The organism is Bacillus sp. B28 (assembly GCF_029536185.1).
In the GTDB taxonomy this organism is placed as follows: Bacteria; Bacillota; Bacilli; order Bacillales; family Bacillaceae; genus Bacillus; species Bacillus halotolerans.
Map to the genome: position 1 here is coordinate 2691310 of NZ_CP120511.1, position 18997 is coordinate 2710306.

General features: G+C 44.9%; 20 protein-coding genes and 1 other RNA gene. 5 read left to right on the forward strand and 16 right to left on the reverse strand.

Annotated features, from left to right (window positions below):
- Window positions 1-135 precede the first annotated feature (135 nt).
- The 6 genes from mltG to P3L57_RS13405 form a co-directional block, all read right to left on the reverse strand.
- Window positions 136-1218: an endolytic transglycosylase MltG gene (gene mltG / locus P3L57_RS13380; protein ID WP_059293523.1), complete on the reverse strand. Its 1083-nt coding sequence runs from the start codon at window positions 1216-1218 to the stop codon at window positions 136-138.
- 127 nt (window positions 1219-1345) lie between these two features.
- Complete coding sequence (locus P3L57_RS13385) at window positions 1346-1627, reverse strand: DUF1292 domain-containing protein (RefSeq protein WP_010335105.1); 282 nt, start codon at window positions 1625-1627, stop codon at window positions 1346-1348.
- Between the two features lie 17 nt (window positions 1628-1644).
- Window positions 1645-2061 (reverse strand): Holliday junction resolvase RuvX, encoded by a 417-nt coding sequence (gene ruvX, locus P3L57_RS13390; RefSeq protein WP_044154325.1) that lies wholly within the window; start codon window positions 2059-2061, stop codon window positions 1645-1647.
- Window positions 2062-2068: 7 nt separating this feature from the next.
- Complete coding sequence (locus P3L57_RS13395; protein ID WP_003225903.1) at window positions 2069-2335, reverse strand: IreB family regulatory phosphoprotein; 267 nt, start codon at window positions 2333-2335, stop codon at window positions 2069-2071.
- A gap of 84 nt (window positions 2336-2419) precedes the next feature.
- A complete protein-coding gene (alaS, locus tag P3L57_RS13400; protein WP_069487134.1) occupies window positions 2420-5056 on the reverse strand; it encodes an alanine--tRNA ligase in 2637 nt (878 codons plus the stop codon).
- A gap of 332 nt (window positions 5057-5388) precedes the next feature.
- Entirely contained in the window at window positions 5389-6450 is a 1062-nt protein-coding gene (locus tag P3L57_RS13405) for an AI-2E family transporter (RefSeq protein WP_069487133.1), read from the reverse strand.
- Between the two features lie 222 nt (window positions 6451-6672).
- On the opposite strand from P3L57_RS13405, the gene P3L57_RS13410 reads away from it, so the two are divergent.
- From P3L57_RS13410 to P3L57_RS13425, 4 genes are all read left to right on the forward strand, one after another.
- Window positions 6673-7401: an amino acid ABC transporter ATP-binding protein gene (locus P3L57_RS13410; RefSeq protein ID WP_069487132.1), complete on the forward strand. Its 729-nt coding sequence runs from the start codon at window positions 6673-6675 to the stop codon at window positions 7399-7401.
- Window positions 7402-7423: 22 nt separating this feature from the next.
- The gene (locus tag P3L57_RS13415) at window positions 7424-8245 is read left to right on the forward strand and encodes a transporter substrate-binding domain-containing protein (RefSeq protein WP_069487131.1); all 822 of its coding nucleotides are present in this window, start codon (window positions 7424-7426) and stop codon (window positions 8243-8245) included.
- Between the two features lie 63 nt (window positions 8246-8308).
- Window positions 8309-8959 carry an amino acid ABC transporter permease gene (locus tag P3L57_RS13420; RefSeq protein ID WP_044154313.1) on the forward strand — a complete coding sequence of 217 codons (651 nt, stop codon included), beginning with the start codon at window positions 8309-8311 and terminating at the stop codon, window positions 8957-8959.
- A 16-nt stretch (window positions 8960-8975) separates the two neighbouring features.
- Complete coding sequence (locus P3L57_RS13425; protein ID WP_044154312.1) at window positions 8976-9632, forward strand: amino acid ABC transporter permease; 657 nt, start codon at window positions 8976-8978, stop codon at window positions 9630-9632.
- 33 nt (window positions 9633-9665) lie between these two features.
- Here the strand turns inward: P3L57_RS13425 and P3L57_RS13430 are convergent, their stop codons facing one another.
- From P3L57_RS13430 to cymR, 8 genes are all read right to left on the reverse strand, one after another.
- Window positions 9666-9797, reverse strand: a complete 132-nt coding sequence (locus P3L57_RS13430; RefSeq protein WP_024122308.1) for a YrzQ family protein — start codon at window positions 9795-9797, stop codon at window positions 9666-9668.
- A gap of 21 nt (window positions 9798-9818) precedes the next feature.
- Complete coding sequence (locus P3L57_RS13435) at window positions 9819-10010, reverse strand: hypothetical protein (RefSeq protein WP_010335110.1); 192 nt, start codon at window positions 10008-10010, stop codon at window positions 9819-9821.
- 11 nt (window positions 10011-10021) lie between these two features.
- Window positions 10022-10486: a PRC-barrel domain-containing protein gene (locus P3L57_RS13440; protein WP_069487130.1), complete on the reverse strand. Its 465-nt coding sequence runs from the start codon at window positions 10484-10486 to the stop codon at window positions 10022-10024.
- A 117-nt stretch (window positions 10487-10603) separates the two neighbouring features.
- The gene (recD2, locus tag P3L57_RS13445; RefSeq protein ID WP_059293517.1) at window positions 10604-13000 is read right to left on the reverse strand and encodes an SF1B family DNA helicase RecD2; all 2397 of its coding nucleotides are present in this window, start codon (window positions 12998-13000) and stop codon (window positions 10604-10606) included.
- Between the two features lie 24 nt (window positions 13001-13024).
- Window positions 13025-13645, reverse strand: a complete 621-nt coding sequence (locus P3L57_RS13450) for a tetratricopeptide repeat protein (protein ID WP_083244541.1) — start codon at window positions 13643-13645, stop codon at window positions 13025-13027.
- Between the two features lie 83 nt (window positions 13646-13728).
- A complete protein-coding gene (gene mnmA, locus P3L57_RS13455; protein ID WP_059293515.1) occupies window positions 13729-14844 on the reverse strand; it encodes a tRNA 2-thiouridine(34) synthase MnmA in 1116 nt (371 codons plus the stop codon).
- Between the two features lie 28 nt (window positions 14845-14872).
- Entirely contained in the window at window positions 14873-16015 is a 1143-nt protein-coding gene (locus P3L57_RS13460) for a cysteine desulfurase family protein (RefSeq protein ID WP_059293514.1), read from the reverse strand.
- 19 nt (window positions 16016-16034) lie between these two features.
- Window positions 16035-16451 carry a cysteine metabolism transcriptional regulator CymR gene (gene cymR / locus P3L57_RS13465; protein WP_003225879.1) on the reverse strand — a complete coding sequence of 139 codons (417 nt, stop codon included), beginning with the start codon at window positions 16449-16451 and terminating at the stop codon, window positions 16035-16037.
- Window positions 16452-16652: 201 nt separating this feature from the next.
- Between cymR and P3L57_RS13470 the strand changes: the two genes are divergently transcribed.
- Window positions 16653-17918 (forward strand): replication-associated recombination protein A, encoded by a 1266-nt coding sequence (locus P3L57_RS13470; protein WP_059293513.1) that lies wholly within the window; start codon window positions 16653-16655, stop codon window positions 17916-17918.
- A 38-nt stretch (window positions 17919-17956) separates the two neighbouring features.
- Here the strand turns inward: P3L57_RS13470 and P3L57_RS13475 are convergent, their stop codons facing one another.
- Entirely contained in the window at window positions 17957-18721 is a 765-nt protein-coding gene (locus P3L57_RS13475; protein WP_059293512.1) for a tRNA threonylcarbamoyladenosine dehydratase, read from the reverse strand.
- Between the two features lie 83 nt (window positions 18722-18804).
- Window positions 18805-18997: non-coding RNA, 6S RNA (ssrS, locus tag P3L57_RS13480), on the reverse strand.

The following is an 18997-nucleotide window of genomic DNA, read 5'->3' on the forward strand; positions in this document are numbered from 1 at the left end:
TTCTAAAAAGGAGTGCCCCAGTCTTTGACACAGGACACTCTCTGAGCACAACTTGTATACGTTAGTAAACAACCCGATATATTTTATCATAAAACCTTGCGGAATGCGAATAAAAGGAGAGCTTTTGCTCTCCTTTTATTTCTGATTTTTTGCCGAAATATATTTTTCTTTTGCTTTATTATGTTCTTTTAATGTTTTCGTAAATACGACATCACCGTTTGATTTTGCTAAAAAGTACAGATAGTCCGTTTTATCCGGATGAAGCGCCGCTTCCCATGACGACATTCCGGCATTGGCAATCGGTCCTGGCGGCAGGCCGGTGTTTTTATACGTATTGTACGGCGAATCGATTTCAAGGTCTTTATAAAGCACCCGGTCTTTATGTTTTCCAGCCGCGTACAAGACGGTCGGATCGGTCTGAAGCGGCATCTTCTTTTTCAGCCTGTTATAAAAGACGCTGGAAATTTTATGGCGATCGGCTTTTTCAGTCGCTTCCTCTTCGATCAAAGAAGCCACCGTCAGCAGCTTATGCACAGAAAGCTTTTCTTTCTTCATTTCTGTTTTGTATGTTTTCACATAAGAATCTGTCTGTTTCATCATCTCAGTTATGATGTTCTCAAGCGACGTATCCGGATCGTTGAATGGATATGTAGCCGGGAATAGGTATCCTTCCAGCGGATGCTTTATATTCTTCTGAAAAACATCGTTTGTAACGGTGTCCGGAAATTCCTTTTTCAGCTGATTGATAAACGTTTTATCGTCCAGCTTTGCCATGACCTGTTTTTTTGAGTATTTCGTTTCCTCCGCAATGGCGTCGGCGATCTGTGTCAGCTGTTTCCCCTCAGGCACGGTGATTTGAAAGGCGTAGTTTGTTGCTCCGCTTGTCAGCTTCTTGATAATGGCATCCAGATCCATTCCTTTGTTCAGATGGTAGTACCCGGCTTGGAATCCGGAAGCTTTTTTATATTTCACATAGTACTGAAATGCCTTTTCACTTTTTATGACATTGTTTTCCTTCAAAATCGATGCGATCGCAGATACAGACGATCCGCTCGGAATGTTAATATTAACTGTCGTTTTATTGTTTTTTTCAACAGGTTCCAGCAGTGATTTCCCATATAAAAATGCTCCGCCTATGATGAGAAGCAGCACAATAATGGAAGACAGTACAATTCTTTTTTTATTTAAAAATGATTTTTTTTGCTGATTAATATACATAAGGTCTCCTCCCATCAGCTTTTATACTACATGATTCATGCTGTTTCGGCAATTTATTACAAAAAAAGTCTCTTTATAAGCAGAAAAAAAGCCGGAGCAGTATAGGCTCCGGCTTTTGGCGCGGTTTTTACTCTTCGTCTTCTTCCGCTAAAAACGTGTTTAATGTCTCTTCGATCATATCCCATTCTTCATCGGTTTCGATCGGGAATAGTTCACCGTCTTCACCATCTTCGTTTGGCGTAAAGCTGGAAGCAAGAATTTCTACTTCTTCGTCATTCTTTGTTTCAATTGGGTAGTACAACACATAAGATTTGCCAAACTCTTCGTTTTCAAATGTAAACAGTACTTCGCAAAGCTGTTCATTTCCTTGATCGTCAACAATTGTAATATTTTTTTCGCCGTGTTCCATTATATTCACCTCTGGCTTTAATTTAAGCTGTCAAGATATCCTTGCAGAATCATAACAGCCGCCATTTTATCAATGACTTTTTTTCGTTTCTGCCTGCTGACATCAGCGGCAATCAGCATTTTTTCAGCCGCCATTGTGGTAAGACGCTCGTCCCACAACACAACAGGAACATTGTACGTGTTTTCAAGCACTTTCGCAAATGTTTGGCTGGCTTCACCTCTCGGGCCGACTGTTCCATTCATGTTTTTAGGAAAGCCAAGCACGATCTTATCTATAGTATAGTCTTTTGTCAGTTCAGATAAACGGGGTAATCCGTAATCGCCCTCTGCTTCATTTATCTTTATGGTCTCAATGCCTTGAGCAGTCCAGCCCATTTCATCGCTCAGAGCAACACCGAGTGTTTTGGTTCCTAAATCGAGCCCTAATATTCTCATTGTTTATTTACGCCTCTTTATGCTGTTCTAAATAAGACTTCACCAATTCCTCGATTAATTCGTCTCTTTCAAGTTTGCGAATTAAATTGCGAGCGTCACGATGCCTAGGAATATAAGCGGGATCACCTGACAGCAAGTATCCGACAATCTGATTGATTGGATTGTAGCCCTTTTCCTGAAGCGCGTCATACACAGTAATCAGCACCTCATTTACGTTAGTCTCGGCAGAATCATCGGAGAAATTAAATTTCATCGTTTTATCAAACGAGCTCACCGTTTTGCACCTCTTTCCCAAATTCGCAGGCAAAGTTCAGCCTGGGGTCCTAATCTTACCATCATTCTACACTACATGGGCAAATTATAAAACGGATTTCACCCAATCTTCTACAGAAGCCAATGCTTCTTCTAATTTTTCCGGCTGCTTGCCGCCCGCCTGTGCCATGTCCGGACGGCCTCCGCCGCCTCCGCCGCAAACTTCCGCGGCTTGTTTGACAAGCTTGCCGGCATGAAGGCCTTTCTCAATCAGATCCTTTGTAACACCGGCAGAAATATTGACTTTATCATTTTGTACAGCGCCAAGCACGATGACCGCAGAGCCGATTTTTGCTTTCAGTTCATCAACCATTGTGCGGAGATGGTTCATGTCTTTGGCGTTTACCTTTTCCGCAAGCACGCTGACACCATCAACTTCTTTTACTTTTGATAGAATGGCGCCTGCTTCAACGTTGCCTAGTTTCGCCAGAAGAGATTCATTTTCTCTTTGCGCTTCCTTCAGCTCAGCCTGCAGCGCAGCAACGCGCTTCGGCACCTCTTTGATATTTGTTTTCAGTTCGTCGGCAGTCTGCTTCAAAACTGAGATCTGACTGTTCATTTCCACGTAAGCGCCTTGTCCTGTTACAGCTTCAATCCGTCTAGTGCCCGCTCCGATTCCAGACTCAGATACAATTTTAAACAAGCCGATTTCCGCTGTGTTGCTGACATGGCATCCGCCGCAAAGCTCAAGGCTGTAATCTCCGACTTGAACAACCCTTACAATATCACCGTATTTTTCTCCGAACAGAGCCATAGCTCCCATTTCTTTTGCTTCAGCGATCGGTTTCAGATCAATGCTGACCGGGATGCTTGCCCAAATCTTTTCGTTTACAATGACTTCAATTCGTTCGAGCTCTTCTTTTGTCACTTGTCCGAAGTGTGAGAAGTCAAAACGAAGGCGGTTTTCATTCACAAGAGAGCCCGCCTGATTGACGTGCGTTCCAAGAACATCCTTCAAGGCCTGGTGCAATAAGTGCGTTGCCGTATGGTTTTTAATCACGCCGCTTCTCATATGATCTTCAACCTCAGCTGTTACATGCATGCCTTTTTGAACGCTTCCGCTCTCGACAACACCTTCATGCACATGCTGGCCGTTCGGCGCTTTTTGCACATCTTTCACTTTTACCACTGCCTGCTCGCTGCGCAAAAAGCCTTTGTCGCCGATTTGACCGCCGCTTTCCGCATAGAAAGGTGTTTCGTCAAGAATGATCTGTACAGTTTCGCCTTCATGCGCTTCTTCAATTAACTGGCCGTCCTGCAGAAGCACAATCACATTGGCATCAGCCTTTGTTTGGGAGTAGCCGACAAATGTGCTTTCTTCTGTTACGTCGCGTAATGCGCCGCCCTGCACCTGCATGCTGCCGACATCCTGACGTGCATTTCTGGCCCGCTCGCGCTGCTGGTTCATTTCTTCTTCAAAGCCTTTATGGTCAACTGTCATGTTCTCGTCTTCCGCATATTCTTCAGTCAGTTCAACCGGGAATCCATACGTGTCGTAAAGTTTAAAGACATCCGCACCTGAAATGACGCTGCTGCCCTTATCTTTTTCCTTTTTGATCATTTCAGACAAGATGGCAAGTCCTTCATTCAATGTTTCGTGGAAGCGTTCTTCCTCCGTTTTAATGACCTTTGAGATGAATTCTTCCTTCTCTTTTACTTCAGGGTAGAAAGCAGCCATGATCTCAGCAACAACCGGCACAAGATCGTACATGAACGGACGGTTGATGTTGATCGTTTTGGCATAACGAACAGCGCGGCGCAATAAACGTCTTAATACATAGCCGCGTCCTTCATTTGACGGAAGCGCCCCGTCACTGACAGCAAAAGCAACCGTTCTGATGTGGTCGGCGATGACTTTAAATGCAGTGTCTTTTACATGATCTTGGCCGTAAGCTTCACCGGAAATCGTTTCTGTCGCTTTAATGATTGGGACAAACAAATCAGTATCAAAGTTTGTCGGGACATTTTGAATGACAGATACCATTCTTTCAAGCCCCATCCCTGTATCGATGTTTTTCTTCGGAAGCGGCGTATACGTGCCATCCGGATTATGGTTGAACTCAGAGAATACAAGGTTCCATACTTCAAGATAGCGGTCATTTTCTCCCCCAGGATAAAGCTCCGGATCGTCAGGATCGTTCCCGTACGCTTCACCGCGGTCGTAGAAAATTTCTGTGTTCGGTCCGCTCGGCCCTTCGCCGATGTCCCAGAAGTTCCCTTCCAGGCGAATAATTCTTTCTTCCGGAACACCGATTTTTTTCGCCCAAAACTCATACGCTTCTTCATCTTCCGGATGAACTGTAACAGAAAGAAGCTCTTCGTCAAAACCAATCCACTTGTCACTCGTTAAAAATTCCCAAGCCCATGTGATCGCTTCTTCTTTAAAATAATCGCCGATGGAAAAGTTTCCGAGCATTTCAAAGAATGTGTGATGGCGCGCGGTTTTACCCACATTTTCAATATCGTTTGTTCTGATTGCTTTTTGAGCGTTTACGATTCTTGGATTTTCCGGCACAACGCGGCCGTCAAAATATTTTTTCAGCGTCGCAACACCGCTGTTGATCCAAAGCAGTGAAGGATCTTCATGAGGCACTAATGACGCGCTCGGCTCTACAGCATGTCCTTTTTCTTTAAAGAAATCCAAAAACATTTGACGCACTTCAGCAGAAGTTAAGTGTTTCATTGTATTTCCTCCTCTATAAAAATCGAAATTCTCTTCAGTGACAGCAAAAAAGCCCTCCCCCTATGCAAACACACGTTTACACAGGGACGAGAGCTGTCTCGCGGTACCACCCTGATTACGGGCCTTATGATTCGCCCGTCACCTTTCATCCAATAACGCAGGATGTGCGGCAGCGATTAACTGCACTCAGGATTAGCTTCCTCCGATCTTCTGATAAAGCTCCTTTCAGCTTACGGAGCTTCTCTCTTTAACAGGGCTTCGGCGTACTCAGATCCGTCACTCGAGATTCGTATGTATTCTACGAGAAATTATAGACAAGCGGCACGCCAATGTCAATGCTCCGTCCGCATCCGCAGAAAATGGATCATCATTACTTTTAAAACAGCCGCAGCAGGCACTGCCAGTATCATGCCGACAATCCCCGCCAGCTCACCTCCGGCAAGAAGCGCAAGCATGATCACTACCGGGTGCATCTTGAGGCTTCTGCCGACAATAAACGGACTGAGGACATTTCCTTCCAAAAATTGAAGTACAAACACCGTAATGACAACGACAAGAACGGCCTTCACAGAAATCGTCATCGCAATCAAAAGCGCAGGAACAGCGCCGATAAAGGGACCGAAGTACGGGATGACATTCGTAATACCCGAGATAAGACCCAGTATCAGCGGATACGGAAGGCCAAATATCCAAAATGTAATACCGGCTACGGCTCCGAGAATCAAGCAGACGAGCAGCTGGCCGCGAATGTAATCACCGAGAGAATCATCTACATCAAGCAAAAAATCGCTGCCCCGCTTCCTCCACGACTTCGGCGTCAAATACCACACCGTTTTTTTCATCAATTCGATGTCCTTGACCATATAAAACACGAGAAAAGGAATCGTTGCCGCAATTAAGAAATAGTCGAGCACTTTACGGATTCCGCTGATTGCCCCTTCGATTGTGCCGGCGAAAAACGCCTCTGTCTGCCTAATCATTTTGTCTATGCGATGATGCATGCCGTCCGGCCAGTCATCTGTATGGTTATGCACGTGAAGAAGGAGCCCATTGTACGTCTCGGCAAACATAGGTATATTTTCTGACAAATCCGTCAGCTGCACGATTAGAACAGGCACACCTTTATATAATGCCCAGCCCAGTCCGCCAAAAAAAAGAACGTAAATCACCAAAATGCTTAAAGTCCTCGGCAGACCTTTGTCATGAAGCCACTCAGTGACCGGAAGTAATAAATAAGAAATAAAAATAGAAATGATCAAGGGAATAAAGATCGATTTTATGACGAGCCACAGGGGAGACCATAACATATCTAGCATACAAAAGACATAGACTGTTAACAGGACCAATAAACAAATGGCCACCCATAACAAAAGCTGCACCGGTTTCTGGAGCATCTGCTTTCACCTCTTCTATATCTTTTGAGGATTATAGGGAATTATTCTCTTATGTTTTCTTTACACAGGCAAATAGAATGGATATTTTCCCACGCTAAATTTTCAGAAAAGTTTGACCCTTCTGCACTAAGGTATGCATCATATCGTGTTGTTACTTTCCTCAACCTTGTAAGTTAGTTACATTTACACACAATTATTAAAGTTTCTGTTAGGAGGATTGCGATGATCTCATTTCAAAATGTAAACAAGCATTACGGAGATTTTCATGTGCTAAAGCAGATTAACCTGCAAATCGAAAAAGGTGAAGTCGTCGTCATTATCGGCCCATCCGGTTCCGGAAAAAGCACTTTACTCAGATGCATCAACAGGCTGGAGACGATTAACGAAGGAACACTTACCGTAAACGGCACAGTTATTAATGACAGAAAAACTGCCATTAATCACGTACGGCGAAATATCGGAATGGTGTTTCAGCACTTTCATTTATATCCTCATAAAACCGTGCTGCAAAATATTATGCTGGCGCCCGTAAAAGTACTCGGACAATCCGCTGAACAAGCGAAGGAAACTGCACTGTATTACCTTGAAAAAGTCGGCATCCCTGAGAAAGCAAACGCCTATCCTTCCCAGCTTTCCGGCGGGCAGCAGCAGCGTGTGGCTATTGCCCGGGGACTGGCGATGAAGCCGGAGGTCATGCTGTTTGACGAGCCGACATCGGCGCTCGATCCGGAAATGATCGGTGAAGTGCTTGATGTGATGAAGAACCTCGCCAAAGAAGGCATGACAATGGTTGTCGTGACGCATGAAATGGGGTTTGCGAGAGAAGTGGCGGATCGTATTGTCTTTATTGATGAAGGTAACATTCTGGAGGAATCAGCACCGGCTGAGTTTTACGCAAACCCGAAGGAAGAACGGGCACGCCTATTCTTGAGCCGTATTTTAAATCATTAAAAAGAGAAATGGGGGCGTTTGTATGAAAAAGATTTTATCGTTAGCATTGATTTCTTTAATCGCTGTTGTCATGCTTGCTGCATGCGGAAGCAAGGGGTCAAACGGAGAAAGCGCAAAGGATAGCAAAAAAGATACATTAGCTGTCATTAAAGATCAAGACAAAATGGTTTTCGGTGTTAAAACCGACACCAGGCTGTTCGGCCTGAAAAACCCAAGCTCAGGTGATATCGAGGGATTTGACATCGACATTGCCAAACAAATCGCTAAAGATATTTTAGGCGACGAAAACAAAGCTGAATTTAAAGAAGTCACATCAAAAACAAGGATTCCGATGCTTCAAAACGGAGATATCGACGCCATTGTCGCAACGATGACGATCACTGATGAACGAAAAAAGGAAGTTGACTTTTCCGATGTCTATTTTGAAGCAGGCCAATCACTTCTCGTGAAAAAAGGCAGCAAGATCAAAAGTATTGAGGACCTTGGCAAAGGCTCGAAAGTTCTCGCTGTAAAAGGCTCCACTTCCTCTCAAAACATACGCGAAAAGGCGCCTGATGCGAGTGTATTAGAGTTCGAAAACTACACCGAAGCCTTTACAGCGCTGAAATCCGGTCAAGGCGATGCTCTCACAACGGATAATGCTATTTTATACGGAATGGCTGACGAGAATAAAAATTATCAATTAACAGGAGAACCATTCACGGATGAGCCATATGGAATTGCCGTAAAAAAAGGACAATTGGCTCTCGCAAAAGAAATTAACGCTTCTCTCGAAAAGATGAAATCGGACGGTAGATATGACGAGATTTATAAAAAATGGATAAAAGAAAAACCAGCTGAATAACGAACATCCCGGGGTGAGCAGGCGATGCTCATCCCGATTTTATAAGGAGAGTGAATAAAGCATATGAATGTGTCTATTCTATTCGATAACTTCGACATGTATATGGACGGTTTTTACCACACGCTGCTCGCAAGCCTGATCGCGCTGGCCGGCAGCTTTGCGCTTGGCGTTCTTGTCGCGGTGATGAGAATAACAGTATTTAAGCCCTTGCAATGGCTCGGGACGGCTTATGTCGAATTTATCCGCAATATCCCTTTGCTTTTGATCACATTTGTCTTTTACTTTGGACTTCCAAATGCGGGTCTGAGGCTGGATGGATTCCAAGCGGGAACCGTTGCGCTCACAATTTATACGTCTGCTTTTATCGCAGAAGCCATCAGAGCCGGCATCCAGTCTGTTTCAAAAGGGCAAATGGAAGCAGCAAGATCGTCAGGCTTTACCTACAGCCAGGCAATGGTATATATCATTTTGCCCCAGGCGATCAAAATTGTGATCCCCCCCTTGGGCAATCAATTTTTAAACTTGGTCAAAAACTCGTCTATTCTCGGGGTTGTTGCCGGATTGGATCTCATGTATCAGGCAGATTTGGTGTCATCAAGCACGCTCGTCGTTTTTGATGTCTATATCTTTGTGGCACTCTTTTACTTAGTGCTGACGATACCGCTTAGTATCGGTGTTAACTATTTGGAAAAACGGCTGGAAAGAAGCTATTGATAAGGAGTGAAAAACATTGGATTTCATCGGAGCTTATTCATCTGAACATTTAGCTTTTTTATGGGACGGCTTTCTCGTCACACTGTACGTTGCATTTATTTCTATCATTCTGAGCTTTATTTTCGGGTTGATCGCAGGTACTCTCCGTTATGCGAAAATCCCTATTCTTTCTCAACTGATTGCCGTTCTCGTTGAAACGATCAGAAATCTTCCATTATTATTAATTATTTTCTTTACGTTTTTCGCCCTGCCGGAAATCGGGATCAAACTTGAAATTACAGCTGCCGCTATTACAGCCTTAACAATCTTTGAATCCGCCATGCTTTCTGAAATCATACGGAGCGGCCTGAATTCAGTTGACAAAGGGCAAATTGAGGCAGCGCGTTCCTCCGGTCTTAGCTATACACAGTCACTTTTCTCTATTGTGATGCCTCAGGCGCTTCGCCGGATGGTTCCGCCGATCGTAAGCCAGTTTATTTCTTTATTAAAGGATACATCGCTAGCTGTTGTCATTGCCCTGCCTGAGCTTATTCATAACGCGCAGATTTTAAACGGGCAAAGCGCTGACGGCAGTTATTTTTTCCCGATTTTTCTGCTGGCGGCATTGATGTATTTTGCAGTCAATTACAGTCTTTCACTTGCAGCCAGACGCCTAGAGGCACGCCAGACATAAAAAGGATACTCTAAAGAGAGTATCCTTCATTCCTTAAAACATCTTCATCATTCTTTTTCTCATCCGCTTCATGCTTCGATTATTCAGCATGTCAGATTGAGTCGCCATTCGGTACACGAGAGCCCCGGCTCCCAGCGCCAAAAGAGAAGTCATTGTCCGATTCATCCTGCGCATCTCCTTTCGTTATTAAAAATTGATGCTGCGTTCATCCTCAGAAAACAAATCATCCAGGCTGCTTAGCGTTCCGTCTTCTTCCACTTGATGAGTTTCAATCTTCCCTTTGACCACTGTCAGCTCAATGAAACAGCCCCAGCAATAATATTGGTTCACGCCGATTTTCCCGATATCCTTACTTTTGCAGTTCGGGCATATAAGCATATCTCACACCTCTATCCGTTCAGAACGATCTCGTCTTTCCGCACCTCTACAAGCGAATCCGCTCTTTGGATCTGGCGTTTGCACCCCGCTAAGTCAGAAAAGAAACCGTCCGAGAGTTCATATGCTACGATTATGCCCTTGTCCAAACAAAAGTATACATCTTCCAGCATCCCCAAAATATCACCCTCTTGCGATTTCACAAGCTTCATTTTCATCTGCTCATATGTGAAGCATGATTTCGGAAGAGGCAAAAGCTGTTCTGAATTGACTGCGGCCAATATCCGGTCATGAAGAATGCAACTGATATCACATGCACGTAAAAGCGCATGATGGTTATGAAAAAGACGTTTTTGTTCAAGAATAAATCCGAGACAATTTCCTTCAAGAGAAAAACAAATATCAGAAATCGTCCCAAGATAATAAGAAGTTTGTTCTGAATATACAGGAAATCCTTCTACCTCATGGCATGTTCTCAAAGTGTGATCAACCACCTTTTGTTGAACAGGCTTAGGTTTTGCTTTTCACCTTTGACACATACGATGAAATCACTTCCACCCCACTGAAAAAAGCTCCCGCAAACACGGGAGCCCTTTTTACAGCTGTTCTTCTTTCATAAAATCGAATGGCGTAATGCCTTCCATTCCGATATTTGCGTCGTGCACGCTGAACGGGAGCTCTTTTTGCAAAGCCGCAAGCTCAGCATCCATTTCAGCCGCCTGCGCTGACAGCCTGTTTTTTAATGAGGTCTGTCTGACAGTCGCGTCATTATTTTTCACGCCCCACTCCAGCGCTTCCTCTTCCCCGCATAAAATGAGAAATTTCTTCGCCCTCGTGATGGCGGTATATAGAAGGTTTCTTCTGAGCATTCTATAGTAGCCCTTCACTACAGGAAGAACCACGATCGGAAATTCACTGCCCTGCGATTTATGAATAGAGCAGCAATACGCATGAGTAAACTGACTGAAGTCTTTTTTCGTAAATGTCATTTCATTGCCGTCAAAAGAGACAACAGCCATGTCTTCTTTTTCTGTATTTTCCTTCGCATAGAAAATTGAAGTGATTTCTCCAATATCGCCGTTAAACACATTGTTTTCCGGCTGATTGACAAGCTGCAAAATTTTATCCCCGGTTCTATAGACAACGTCACCGAACTTAATTTCCCTCCGCTTTTCTTTTGGAGGGTTTAAAATATCCTGCAGCATCACATTCAGCTCATTGATTCCGGCTTTCCCTCTGTACATTGGGGCGAGGACCTGTATATCTTTTGCCGTATATCCTTTTTTCAATGCATTCGCGACAACCTTCTCAACCACTTCTTTAATTTGCGAACCACCGCAGCGAATAAAGGAACGATCCTTTGTCGGGGCCGTCAGGTTGTTTGGAAGCAGCCCATTTTTCATCTCGTGGGCAAGCTCGACAATCGACGATCCTTCCGCTTGCCGGTAGATGTCGGTCAGTCTTACGGTCGGAATCACCTGGGATGCCAAAAGGTCTCTGAGCACTTGACCGGGTCCGACGGAAGGCAGCTGGTCTTCGTCTCCGACAATGATGATTTGAATATGGTCAGGGATCGCTTTGAACAAATGATTCGCAAGCCATATATCAAGCATACTCGCTTCATCGATAATTAAAAGCTTCCCTTCAATCGGCTGGTCCTCTGTATGAGTAAATCCTTCCGCGCCATTCCACCCGAGCAGCCGGTGTATCGTAACCGCCGGAAGACCCGTTGACTCACTCATTCGTTTCGCCGCTCTACCTGTAGGCGCGGCCAGCACAATCGGAAAAGCTTCATCTTTTTTATAATCCGACGGATCGAGTGAAGCACCGTGGAGTTCTCCATACAATTCTACAATGCCTCTGATGACCGTTGTTTTACCGGTACCCGGCCCTCCCGTTAAAAGAAGCATCGGTGACGACAGCGCTTTTTGTATCGCTTCCTTCTGACTCGGCGCGTACTGAACATTCATACGCTCTTCCAATTCTCCTAAAGCCAGAAGGAATTCTGATTCAGGAAACTGGTCGTCATATTCGGTTTGGCTTGCGATCTGTTTCACACGCTTTGCAACATTTTGTTCAGCGAAAAACAGCGACGGAAAGTAACATCGTTCATCTTCAATGACAATATCCTTATTTTCTCCAAGCGCAATCATTGCATTAGCGGCATCCATTTCTGTAATGCGCTGTCCATCTGCCGCTGACTGATTTAACAGCGTTTGGGTTTCGATAATCAGCTGCTTCGTTTCTATGTACGTATGCCCTTCTGAAAGGCATGTCGTTTCAAGCGTGTACAAAATAGCCGCTTTTATCCGCTCAGGATGATTCCCTGAGAGCCCCATTCTTCCGCCAAGCTCATCTGCTTTTCCAAAGCCTATGCCTTCCACGTCTCTCACAAGCTGATAAGGGTTTTCCTGAATTTTCTCCAGCGTCTCGGATTCATAGGCCTGATAGATTTTCATAGACAGCTGAGGGCCGAACCCAAATTGATTCAGCGAAATCATAATTTGCTCCAGTCCCTGATGCCGCTGCAAAGCACCGGCAAGGGTGTCAGCTTTCTTTTTTGACAGTCTGGGAACATCATAAAGGACTGAAGAATCAGCCAAAATTTTATTAATCGCACTGTCACCCAGTTTTTTCACAATCTCTTCAGCGGTTTTTTTACCGATTCCTTCAAACAGATCGCTCGACAAATACTGAATGACACCTTCTTTTGTTGTCGGGATCTCCTTTTTGAAATGCTCAGCTTGAAATTGCAGTCCGAACTTTGGGTGAGTAACGGTTTTTCCGTAAAACGTGTAGGTCTCTTCTTCTTGAAGCGCAGGGAAGTAGCCCGTCACGGATACGACTTTATCTTCAATAGCTTCGGAGGTCTCTGTGACTTTCACTTTCAGAACCGTATATAAATTGGCGTCATTGTGATAAATGACGGTGTTTACTGTCCCTTTTAAAAAGGGCTCCTCCTCCATTTTCAGCTGATCCGGGTGCTGCTGCACGAGCCGTCCCTCCTCCTGAGCTTTTTATGATGGGTCGATCAGTTGTTTTGCATGAAGCGCCAGCATATGATCCGGCTGGATTTCGATAGCCTTATCCAGCATTTCAAGCGCTTTTTCACGATTTTCTTTATAAGCATAAGCGACACCGGAATTATAAAACGCATCCGCGTGCCCCGGGTCTTGCTCTGTTACAGCTTCAAATTGGCTGAGTGCTTCGTCCAGCATGCCTTCGTTCGCTAAGCACATCCCGAATTGGAAACGCGCTTCTGCATCGTTTTCATTCAGCTCGACGGCTCTTTGTAAATATGGCAGAGCGAGCTTAGGCTGCTCCAGCTTTACGAGAACGGTTCCAAGCATGTAGAAAAGATCACCGTTCTCCATTCCGGCACGCAGCGCTTTTTCAAACATGTCTTTCGCTTCTTTGTACATTTCTTTTACAACATAGACATTTCCTGCTCCATAATAAGCAGTGGCTGCCCCGCTGTCTAAGTCAAGCGCTTTTTCATAAAACGCAAGCGCCCGTTCCATTTCATTTACTGATGAAAGCAGGTTAGCAAAGTTAATATACGGAATTGCGTCTTCTTTGTTCTCTTCAATCGCTTTTGTAAAAGCCTCTGCCGCTTTTTCGTAATCGCCTTCCTGCATTGCCTCTATACCGGCTTGATTGTAGTCCACAGACATCTTCCTTTCATTAAAAAACCCCAACTCGCTGTTGAGGTTTTTTCATTTTATACATACCACAATTTTGTACCGTCTTTATATACGTCATCGATGGTTCCGCCGCCAAGGCATTCTTCGCCATCATAAAAGACAACGGCTTGTCCCGGTGTGACAGCACGGACCTGTTCGTCGAAGATAACCTCCGCTTCGCCTTCCCCAGTCATTCGAACCGTGACTTTATGGTCTTCTTGACGGTAACGGAATTTGGCTGTGCAGGTAATTTCTTTGCCGTCCATTATATCCGAACGAACCCAGCTGATATTGGTTGCTGTGATTTTATCGGAGTAAAGGAGCGGGTTGTGGAACCCTTGATCCACGTAAAGGATGTTCTTTTCAAGATCTTTACCGACCGCAAACCACGGCTCGCCGCTTCCGCCGATGCCAAGGCCGTGACGCTGTCCGATTGTGTAGTACATTAACCCGTCATGGCGTCCTTTTACTTCGCCGTCCATCGTCATCATATCGCCCGGCTGTGCAGGGAGATATTGGCTGAGAAACGTTTTGAAGTTGCGTTCGCCGATAAAACAGATGCCTGTGCTGTCTTTTTTCGTTGCCGTTGCAAGTTCTGCTTCTTTGGCAATTTCACGCACACGGCTTTTTTGAAGCTCGCCGATCGGGAACATGACTTTGCTTAGCGTATCTTCTGTCAGCTGATTCAAGAAGTACGTTTGATCTTTGTTTTCATCAATGCCGCGCAGCATTCTGACTTTGCCGCCGCTTCTGTCGACCCTTGCATAGTGGCCAGTCGCTAAATAGTCGGCGCCAAGTGACAGGGCATGCTCCAAAAATGCCTTGAATTTAATTTCTTTGTTGCACAGCACATCCGGGTTTGGTGTTCTGCCTGCTTTATATTCATCGAGGAAGTATTGAAATACCTTCTCGTAATATTGCTTTTCAAAATTAACGGCATAGTACGGAATTCCGATTTGATTGCAGACGCGGATGACATCTTCATAATCCTCTGTCGCCGTGCAAAAACCGTTTTCGTCCGTATCATCCCAGTTTTTCATAAAGATTCCGATCACGTCATAGCCCTGTTCTTTTAACAGCAGAGCCGCCACAGATGAGTCTACTCCGCCGGACATGCCGACAACGACTCTTGTATCCTCCGGCCGTTTTTCCATTTCATTCACTCCAATAATTAAGTCCGCCTTATTGTGTCAGCCGCTTTACAACGGCAGCCACATGTTCGGCAGCGGTTTTCACTTGCTCAGCCGTATTGCCGAGACCGAAGCTGATTCGAATTGAGGACGTCAGCCGGTCGCTCTCTTCACCGAACATGGCAGTCAGAACGTGTGACGGCAGGACTGAACCAGCGGTGCACGCTGATCCGCTGGAGACCGCGACTCCCGCCATATCAAGATTTACCAGCAGTGCCTCCACAGATACACCCGGAAAATAAAGGTTCATAACATGCGGAAGGCTATGCTCTTGATCTCCATTGATCTCGAATGCCACACCGGCATCCTTAAGCGTGCCGGCAATGATTGTTTTAAACGATTGATACTTCTCGTTTTTTTCGTCCCGTTCTTCGCCCGACAGCTTGACCGCTTCTTTCAGCCCGACAATTCCCGGAACATTTTCTGTTCCGGCACGGCGTTTTCTTTCTTGCTCTCCTCCGAATAACAGCGGAGAAAGCTTTACATCCTTACTTGCATATAAAAAGCCTGTCCCTTTTGGCCCGTTGAGCTTGTGCCCAGAAACAGACAGAAGGTCAATATGGCTGCTTTTCACATCAATTGGAAAAAATCCGAATGCCTGAACAGCATCGGTATGAAAATAAGCCTTATGTTCCTTCAGCAGCTGGCCGATTTCATCGATCGGCTGCACAGTTCCGACTTCGTTATTTCCATACATCACTGTCACAAGGATTGTATCATCACGGAGTGCTTCTTTCACCTGATTTGCACTGACTCTGCCGTTTTCATCAACATCCAGATACGTCACTTCAAATCCGTCTTCCTCCAGTTTTTCACATGTGTGAAGCACGGCGTGATGCTCAATTTTTGTCGTGATGATATGTTTTCCCTGATCTTTTCTGGCAAGCGCAGTTCCCATTATCGCTAAATTATCGGCTTCCGTTCCCCCGCTAGTGAAAATAATTTCCTGTTCTGCCGCACCAATTTCAGCTGCAATCTGCGCTCTTGCTTCGTCCACCCATTTCCGTGATTCCCTTCCAAATGAATGAATGCTGGATGGATTGCCGAAATTTCCGGAGAAATGCGGTATCATTTTCTCCAGCACGCGATCATCCATCGGAGACGTTGCGGCGTGATCCAAATAAATCCGTTCCATTTTGTTTTACACCTCTGATCTAAATATAGAACATATAAGCTTCTTGCTCTCCATCTGTGTAGCTGGCAAGGTCCTCTAATGTTGTGCTGTCTAACACTTCTTTGACGGCATCCCGTATGCGGATCCACAGCTCCCGCTTGGCAGGCTCCTCGTCTTCGAGCACTTCCACAGGGCTGATCGGACCTTCAAGCACGCGGATGATGTCTCCAGCTGTAATGGCATCCGGCTCACTGCCTAATACGTATCCGCCGTATGCGCCTCTGATGCTTTTGACTAAGCCGGCATTTCTAAGCGGTGATACCAGCTGCTCTAAATAATGCTCTGACAAATTATTTGTCTGTGCGATGCTTTTTAATGAAGTCGGGCCTTCACCATGCTTTTTCGCGAGCTCGATCATAATGGTGAGACCGTATCTTCCTTTAGTTGATATTTTCAACATGAACACCTCTGTTATTTCATGATTTTCCATATATATAATGGTAATTTCTATATAATTCGTCCGTTTATTAAATAATAGACCAACTGCTATTATAGCATACCTTCTGCGAATTTTCATGGAAGCCGGCGGAAACAGGGCTTCCCCCTTTTCTAATTTCCGGTTTTCCGTTACCCTGTAATTAAGTAAGGAGAGATGATGATGAAGCCATTGGCATATCGGATGCGTCCGACGAAAATAGAGGATATTATCGGCCAGCAGCATCTGGTGGCTGAAGATAAAATTATCGGCAGAATGGTTCAGGCAAAACATTTGTCATCCATGATTTTGTACGGGCCTCCCGGAATTGGAAAAACCTCAATCGCAACAGCAATCGCCGGTTCAACAAGTATTGCTTTCCGCAAGCTGAATGCCGTTATTAACAATAAAAAAGATATGGAGATCGTAGCCCAAGAAGCCAAAATGTCCGGCCAGGTCATTTTGATTTTGGATGAAGTCCACAGACTCGATAAAGGAAAACAGGATTTTCTTTTGCCTTATTTAGAAAATGGCATGATTATTTTAATCGGCGCCACTACAGCTAACCCATATCACGCCATAAACCCGGCCATCAGAAGCCGAACGCAGATTTTTGAGCTAGAGCCCTTAACACCTCAATTGATTAAACAGGCTTTAGAGCGAGCTCTTCATGATGAGCACCGGGGGCTTGGCACGTATTCTGTTACAATTGATGACCAGGCGATGGAGCACTTTGCCCACGGATGCGGAGGAGATGTCCGTTCCGCTTTAAATGCGCTTGAGCTTGCCGTATTATCAACGAAGGAGTCTGCGGACGGCGTGATTCACATCACATTAGAGACTGCGGAAGAATGCCTGCAAAAGAAGAGTTTTTCTCACGATAAAGACGGTGATGCGCATTATGACGTCTTGTCCGCTTTTCAAAAATCGATCCGCGGCTCTGATGCCAACGCCGCTCTTCACTATTTGGCCAGATTAATTGAAGCGGGTGACTTGGAAAGCATCGCGAGAAGACTCTTGGTTATCGCCTATGAGGATATCGGCTTAGCCAGCCCGCAGGCCGGACCTAGAGTGCTGCATGCAGTTCAGACCGCCGAACGTATTGGCTTCCCTGAAGCGCGCATACCGCTGGCCAATGCGGTAATTGAGCTCTGTCTCTCGCCGAAATCCAATTCAGCTATTTTAGCAATCGATGAAGCGCTCGCGGACATCAGAGCAGGAAAAATCGGCGATGTCCCAAAACATTTAAAAGACGCGCATTATAAAGGAGCACAGGAACTTGGAAGAGGAATCAACTATAAATACCCTCATCATTACGAAAATGGATGGGTTGAACAGCAGTACCTCCCTGATCCTTTAAAGAACAAGCAATATTACAAACCGAAGCAAACTGGTAAATTTGAATCTGCGTTAAAGCAAGTGTACGATAAATTAATAAAAAGAAAATAAAAAAACAGCCTTGAATATGCTTCAAGGCTGTTTTTTCATTATTTATCCTTCACGCGTTTGATTTCAATATCTTTCAAAAGATCCATGACAACATGACCGCCCATAATCAATCCCGCAACAGACGGCACAAAAGCATTAGAGGACGGCGGCATTTTGGCTTTGCGGATTTTCGCATCGTCATTTCCGACTTCTTTTCTGACGTCTTCCCGGATCACAATTGGGCTTTCATCGGAGAAAATCACTTGAACACCCTTTTTGATGCCTTCTTTACGGAGTCTCGTACGAACTACCTTTGCAATCGGGTCAGTATGTGTTTTAGAAATATCTGCGATTTGGAAACGTGTCGGGTCTGTCTTGTTCGCCGCACCCATGCTGGAGATCAGCGGAATATCCCGTTTCAGACATTCTTTCATTAAATGGATTTTATAATGAATGGTGTCTGACGCATCAATTACGTAGTCAAGGTTATACTCAAAGAATTGCTCATACGTTTCTTCCGTATAGAACATTTTTAACGAAATCACTTCACACTCAGGGTTAATGTCTGCAATACGCGCTTTCATTAAATCCACTTTCGGCTGACCGACAGTTGAAAGAAGAGCGTGAAGCTGACGGTTTACGTTTGTGATGTCTACATCATCCTTATCGACAAGCAGGATGCGTCCAACGCCTGAACGTGCAAGCGCCTCCGCTGCGAACGATCCGACGCCTCCAACTCCAAGCACAGCAACCGTGCTGTTTTTCAGCGTTTCAAGGCCTTCTTTTCCGATAGCTAATTCATTGCGTGAAAACTGGTGTAACAAGAACCTCACTCCACATTCGTAATCTGGTTTTCATATGATAAATGGCTATTACAGAAACAGCCGTTTTTTCTGCGCATAAAAAATAAAGTCCCAATTGTGCCGTTGCAGCTTTCCTTTGTTTTGAACCCGCTCTCAGCAGGTGGGTGCCCTCTTTTAAATCTTGTAAGTCCTCTTTACCGAATGAAAAGAGGCATGTACGCCATTTAAAAATGCGGGCTCCCAAATCAAAAAAATGTTCGGTCAAAACTAGGTGTACAACTAACACATCAGGACTTT

Bases quoted from the DNA above. Each gene is read 5' to 3' on its own strand.
- mltG (WP_059293523.1), bottom strand. From the start codon at position 1,218: ATGTATATTAATCAGCAAAAAAAATCATTTTTAAATAAAAAAAGAATT.
- P3L57_RS13385 (WP_010335105.1), bottom strand. From the start codon at position 1,627: ATGGAACACGGCGAAAAAAATATTACAATTGTTGACGATCAAGGAAAT.
- ruvX (WP_044154325.1), bottom strand. From the start codon at position 2,061: ATGAGAATATTAGGGCTCGATTTAGGAACCAAAACACTCGGTGTTGCT.
- alaS (WP_069487134.1), bottom strand. From the start codon at position 5,056: ATGAAACACTTAACTTCTGCTGAAGTGCGTCAAATGTTTTTGGATTTC.
- P3L57_RS13405 (WP_069487133.1), bottom strand. From the start codon at position 6,450: ATGCTCCAGAAACCGGTGCAGCTTTTGTTATGGGTGGCCATTTGTTTA.
- P3L57_RS13410 (WP_069487132.1), top strand. From the start codon at position 6,673: ATGATCTCATTTCAAAATGTAAACAAGCATTACGGAGATTTTCATGTG.
- P3L57_RS13415 (WP_069487131.1), top strand. From the start codon at position 7,424: ATGAAAAAGATTTTATCGTTAGCATTGATTTCTTTAATCGCTGTTGTC.
- P3L57_RS13420 (WP_044154313.1), top strand. From the start codon at position 8,309: ATGAATGTGTCTATTCTATTCGATAACTTCGACATGTATATGGACGGT.
- P3L57_RS13430 (WP_024122308.1), bottom strand. From the start codon at position 9,797: ATGAATCGGACAATGACTTCTCTTTTGGCGCTGGGAGCCGGGGCTCTC.
- P3L57_RS13435 (WP_010335110.1), bottom strand. From the start codon at position 10,010: ATGCTTATATGCCCGAACTGCAAAAGTAAGGATATCGGGAAAATCGGC.
- P3L57_RS13450 (WP_083244541.1), bottom strand. From the start codon at position 13,645: ATGCAGGAAGGCGATTACGAAAAAGCGGCAGAGGCTTTTACAAAAGCG.
- mnmA (WP_059293515.1), bottom strand. From the start codon at position 14,844: ATGGAAAAACGGCCGGAGGATACAAGAGTCGTTGTCGGCATGTCCGGC.
- P3L57_RS13460 (WP_059293514.1), bottom strand. From the start codon at position 16,015: ATGGAACGGATTTATTTGGATCACGCCGCAACGTCTCCGATGGATGAT.
- P3L57_RS13470 (WP_059293513.1), top strand. From the start codon at position 16,653: ATGAAGCCATTGGCATATCGGATGCGTCCGACGAAAATAGAGGATATT.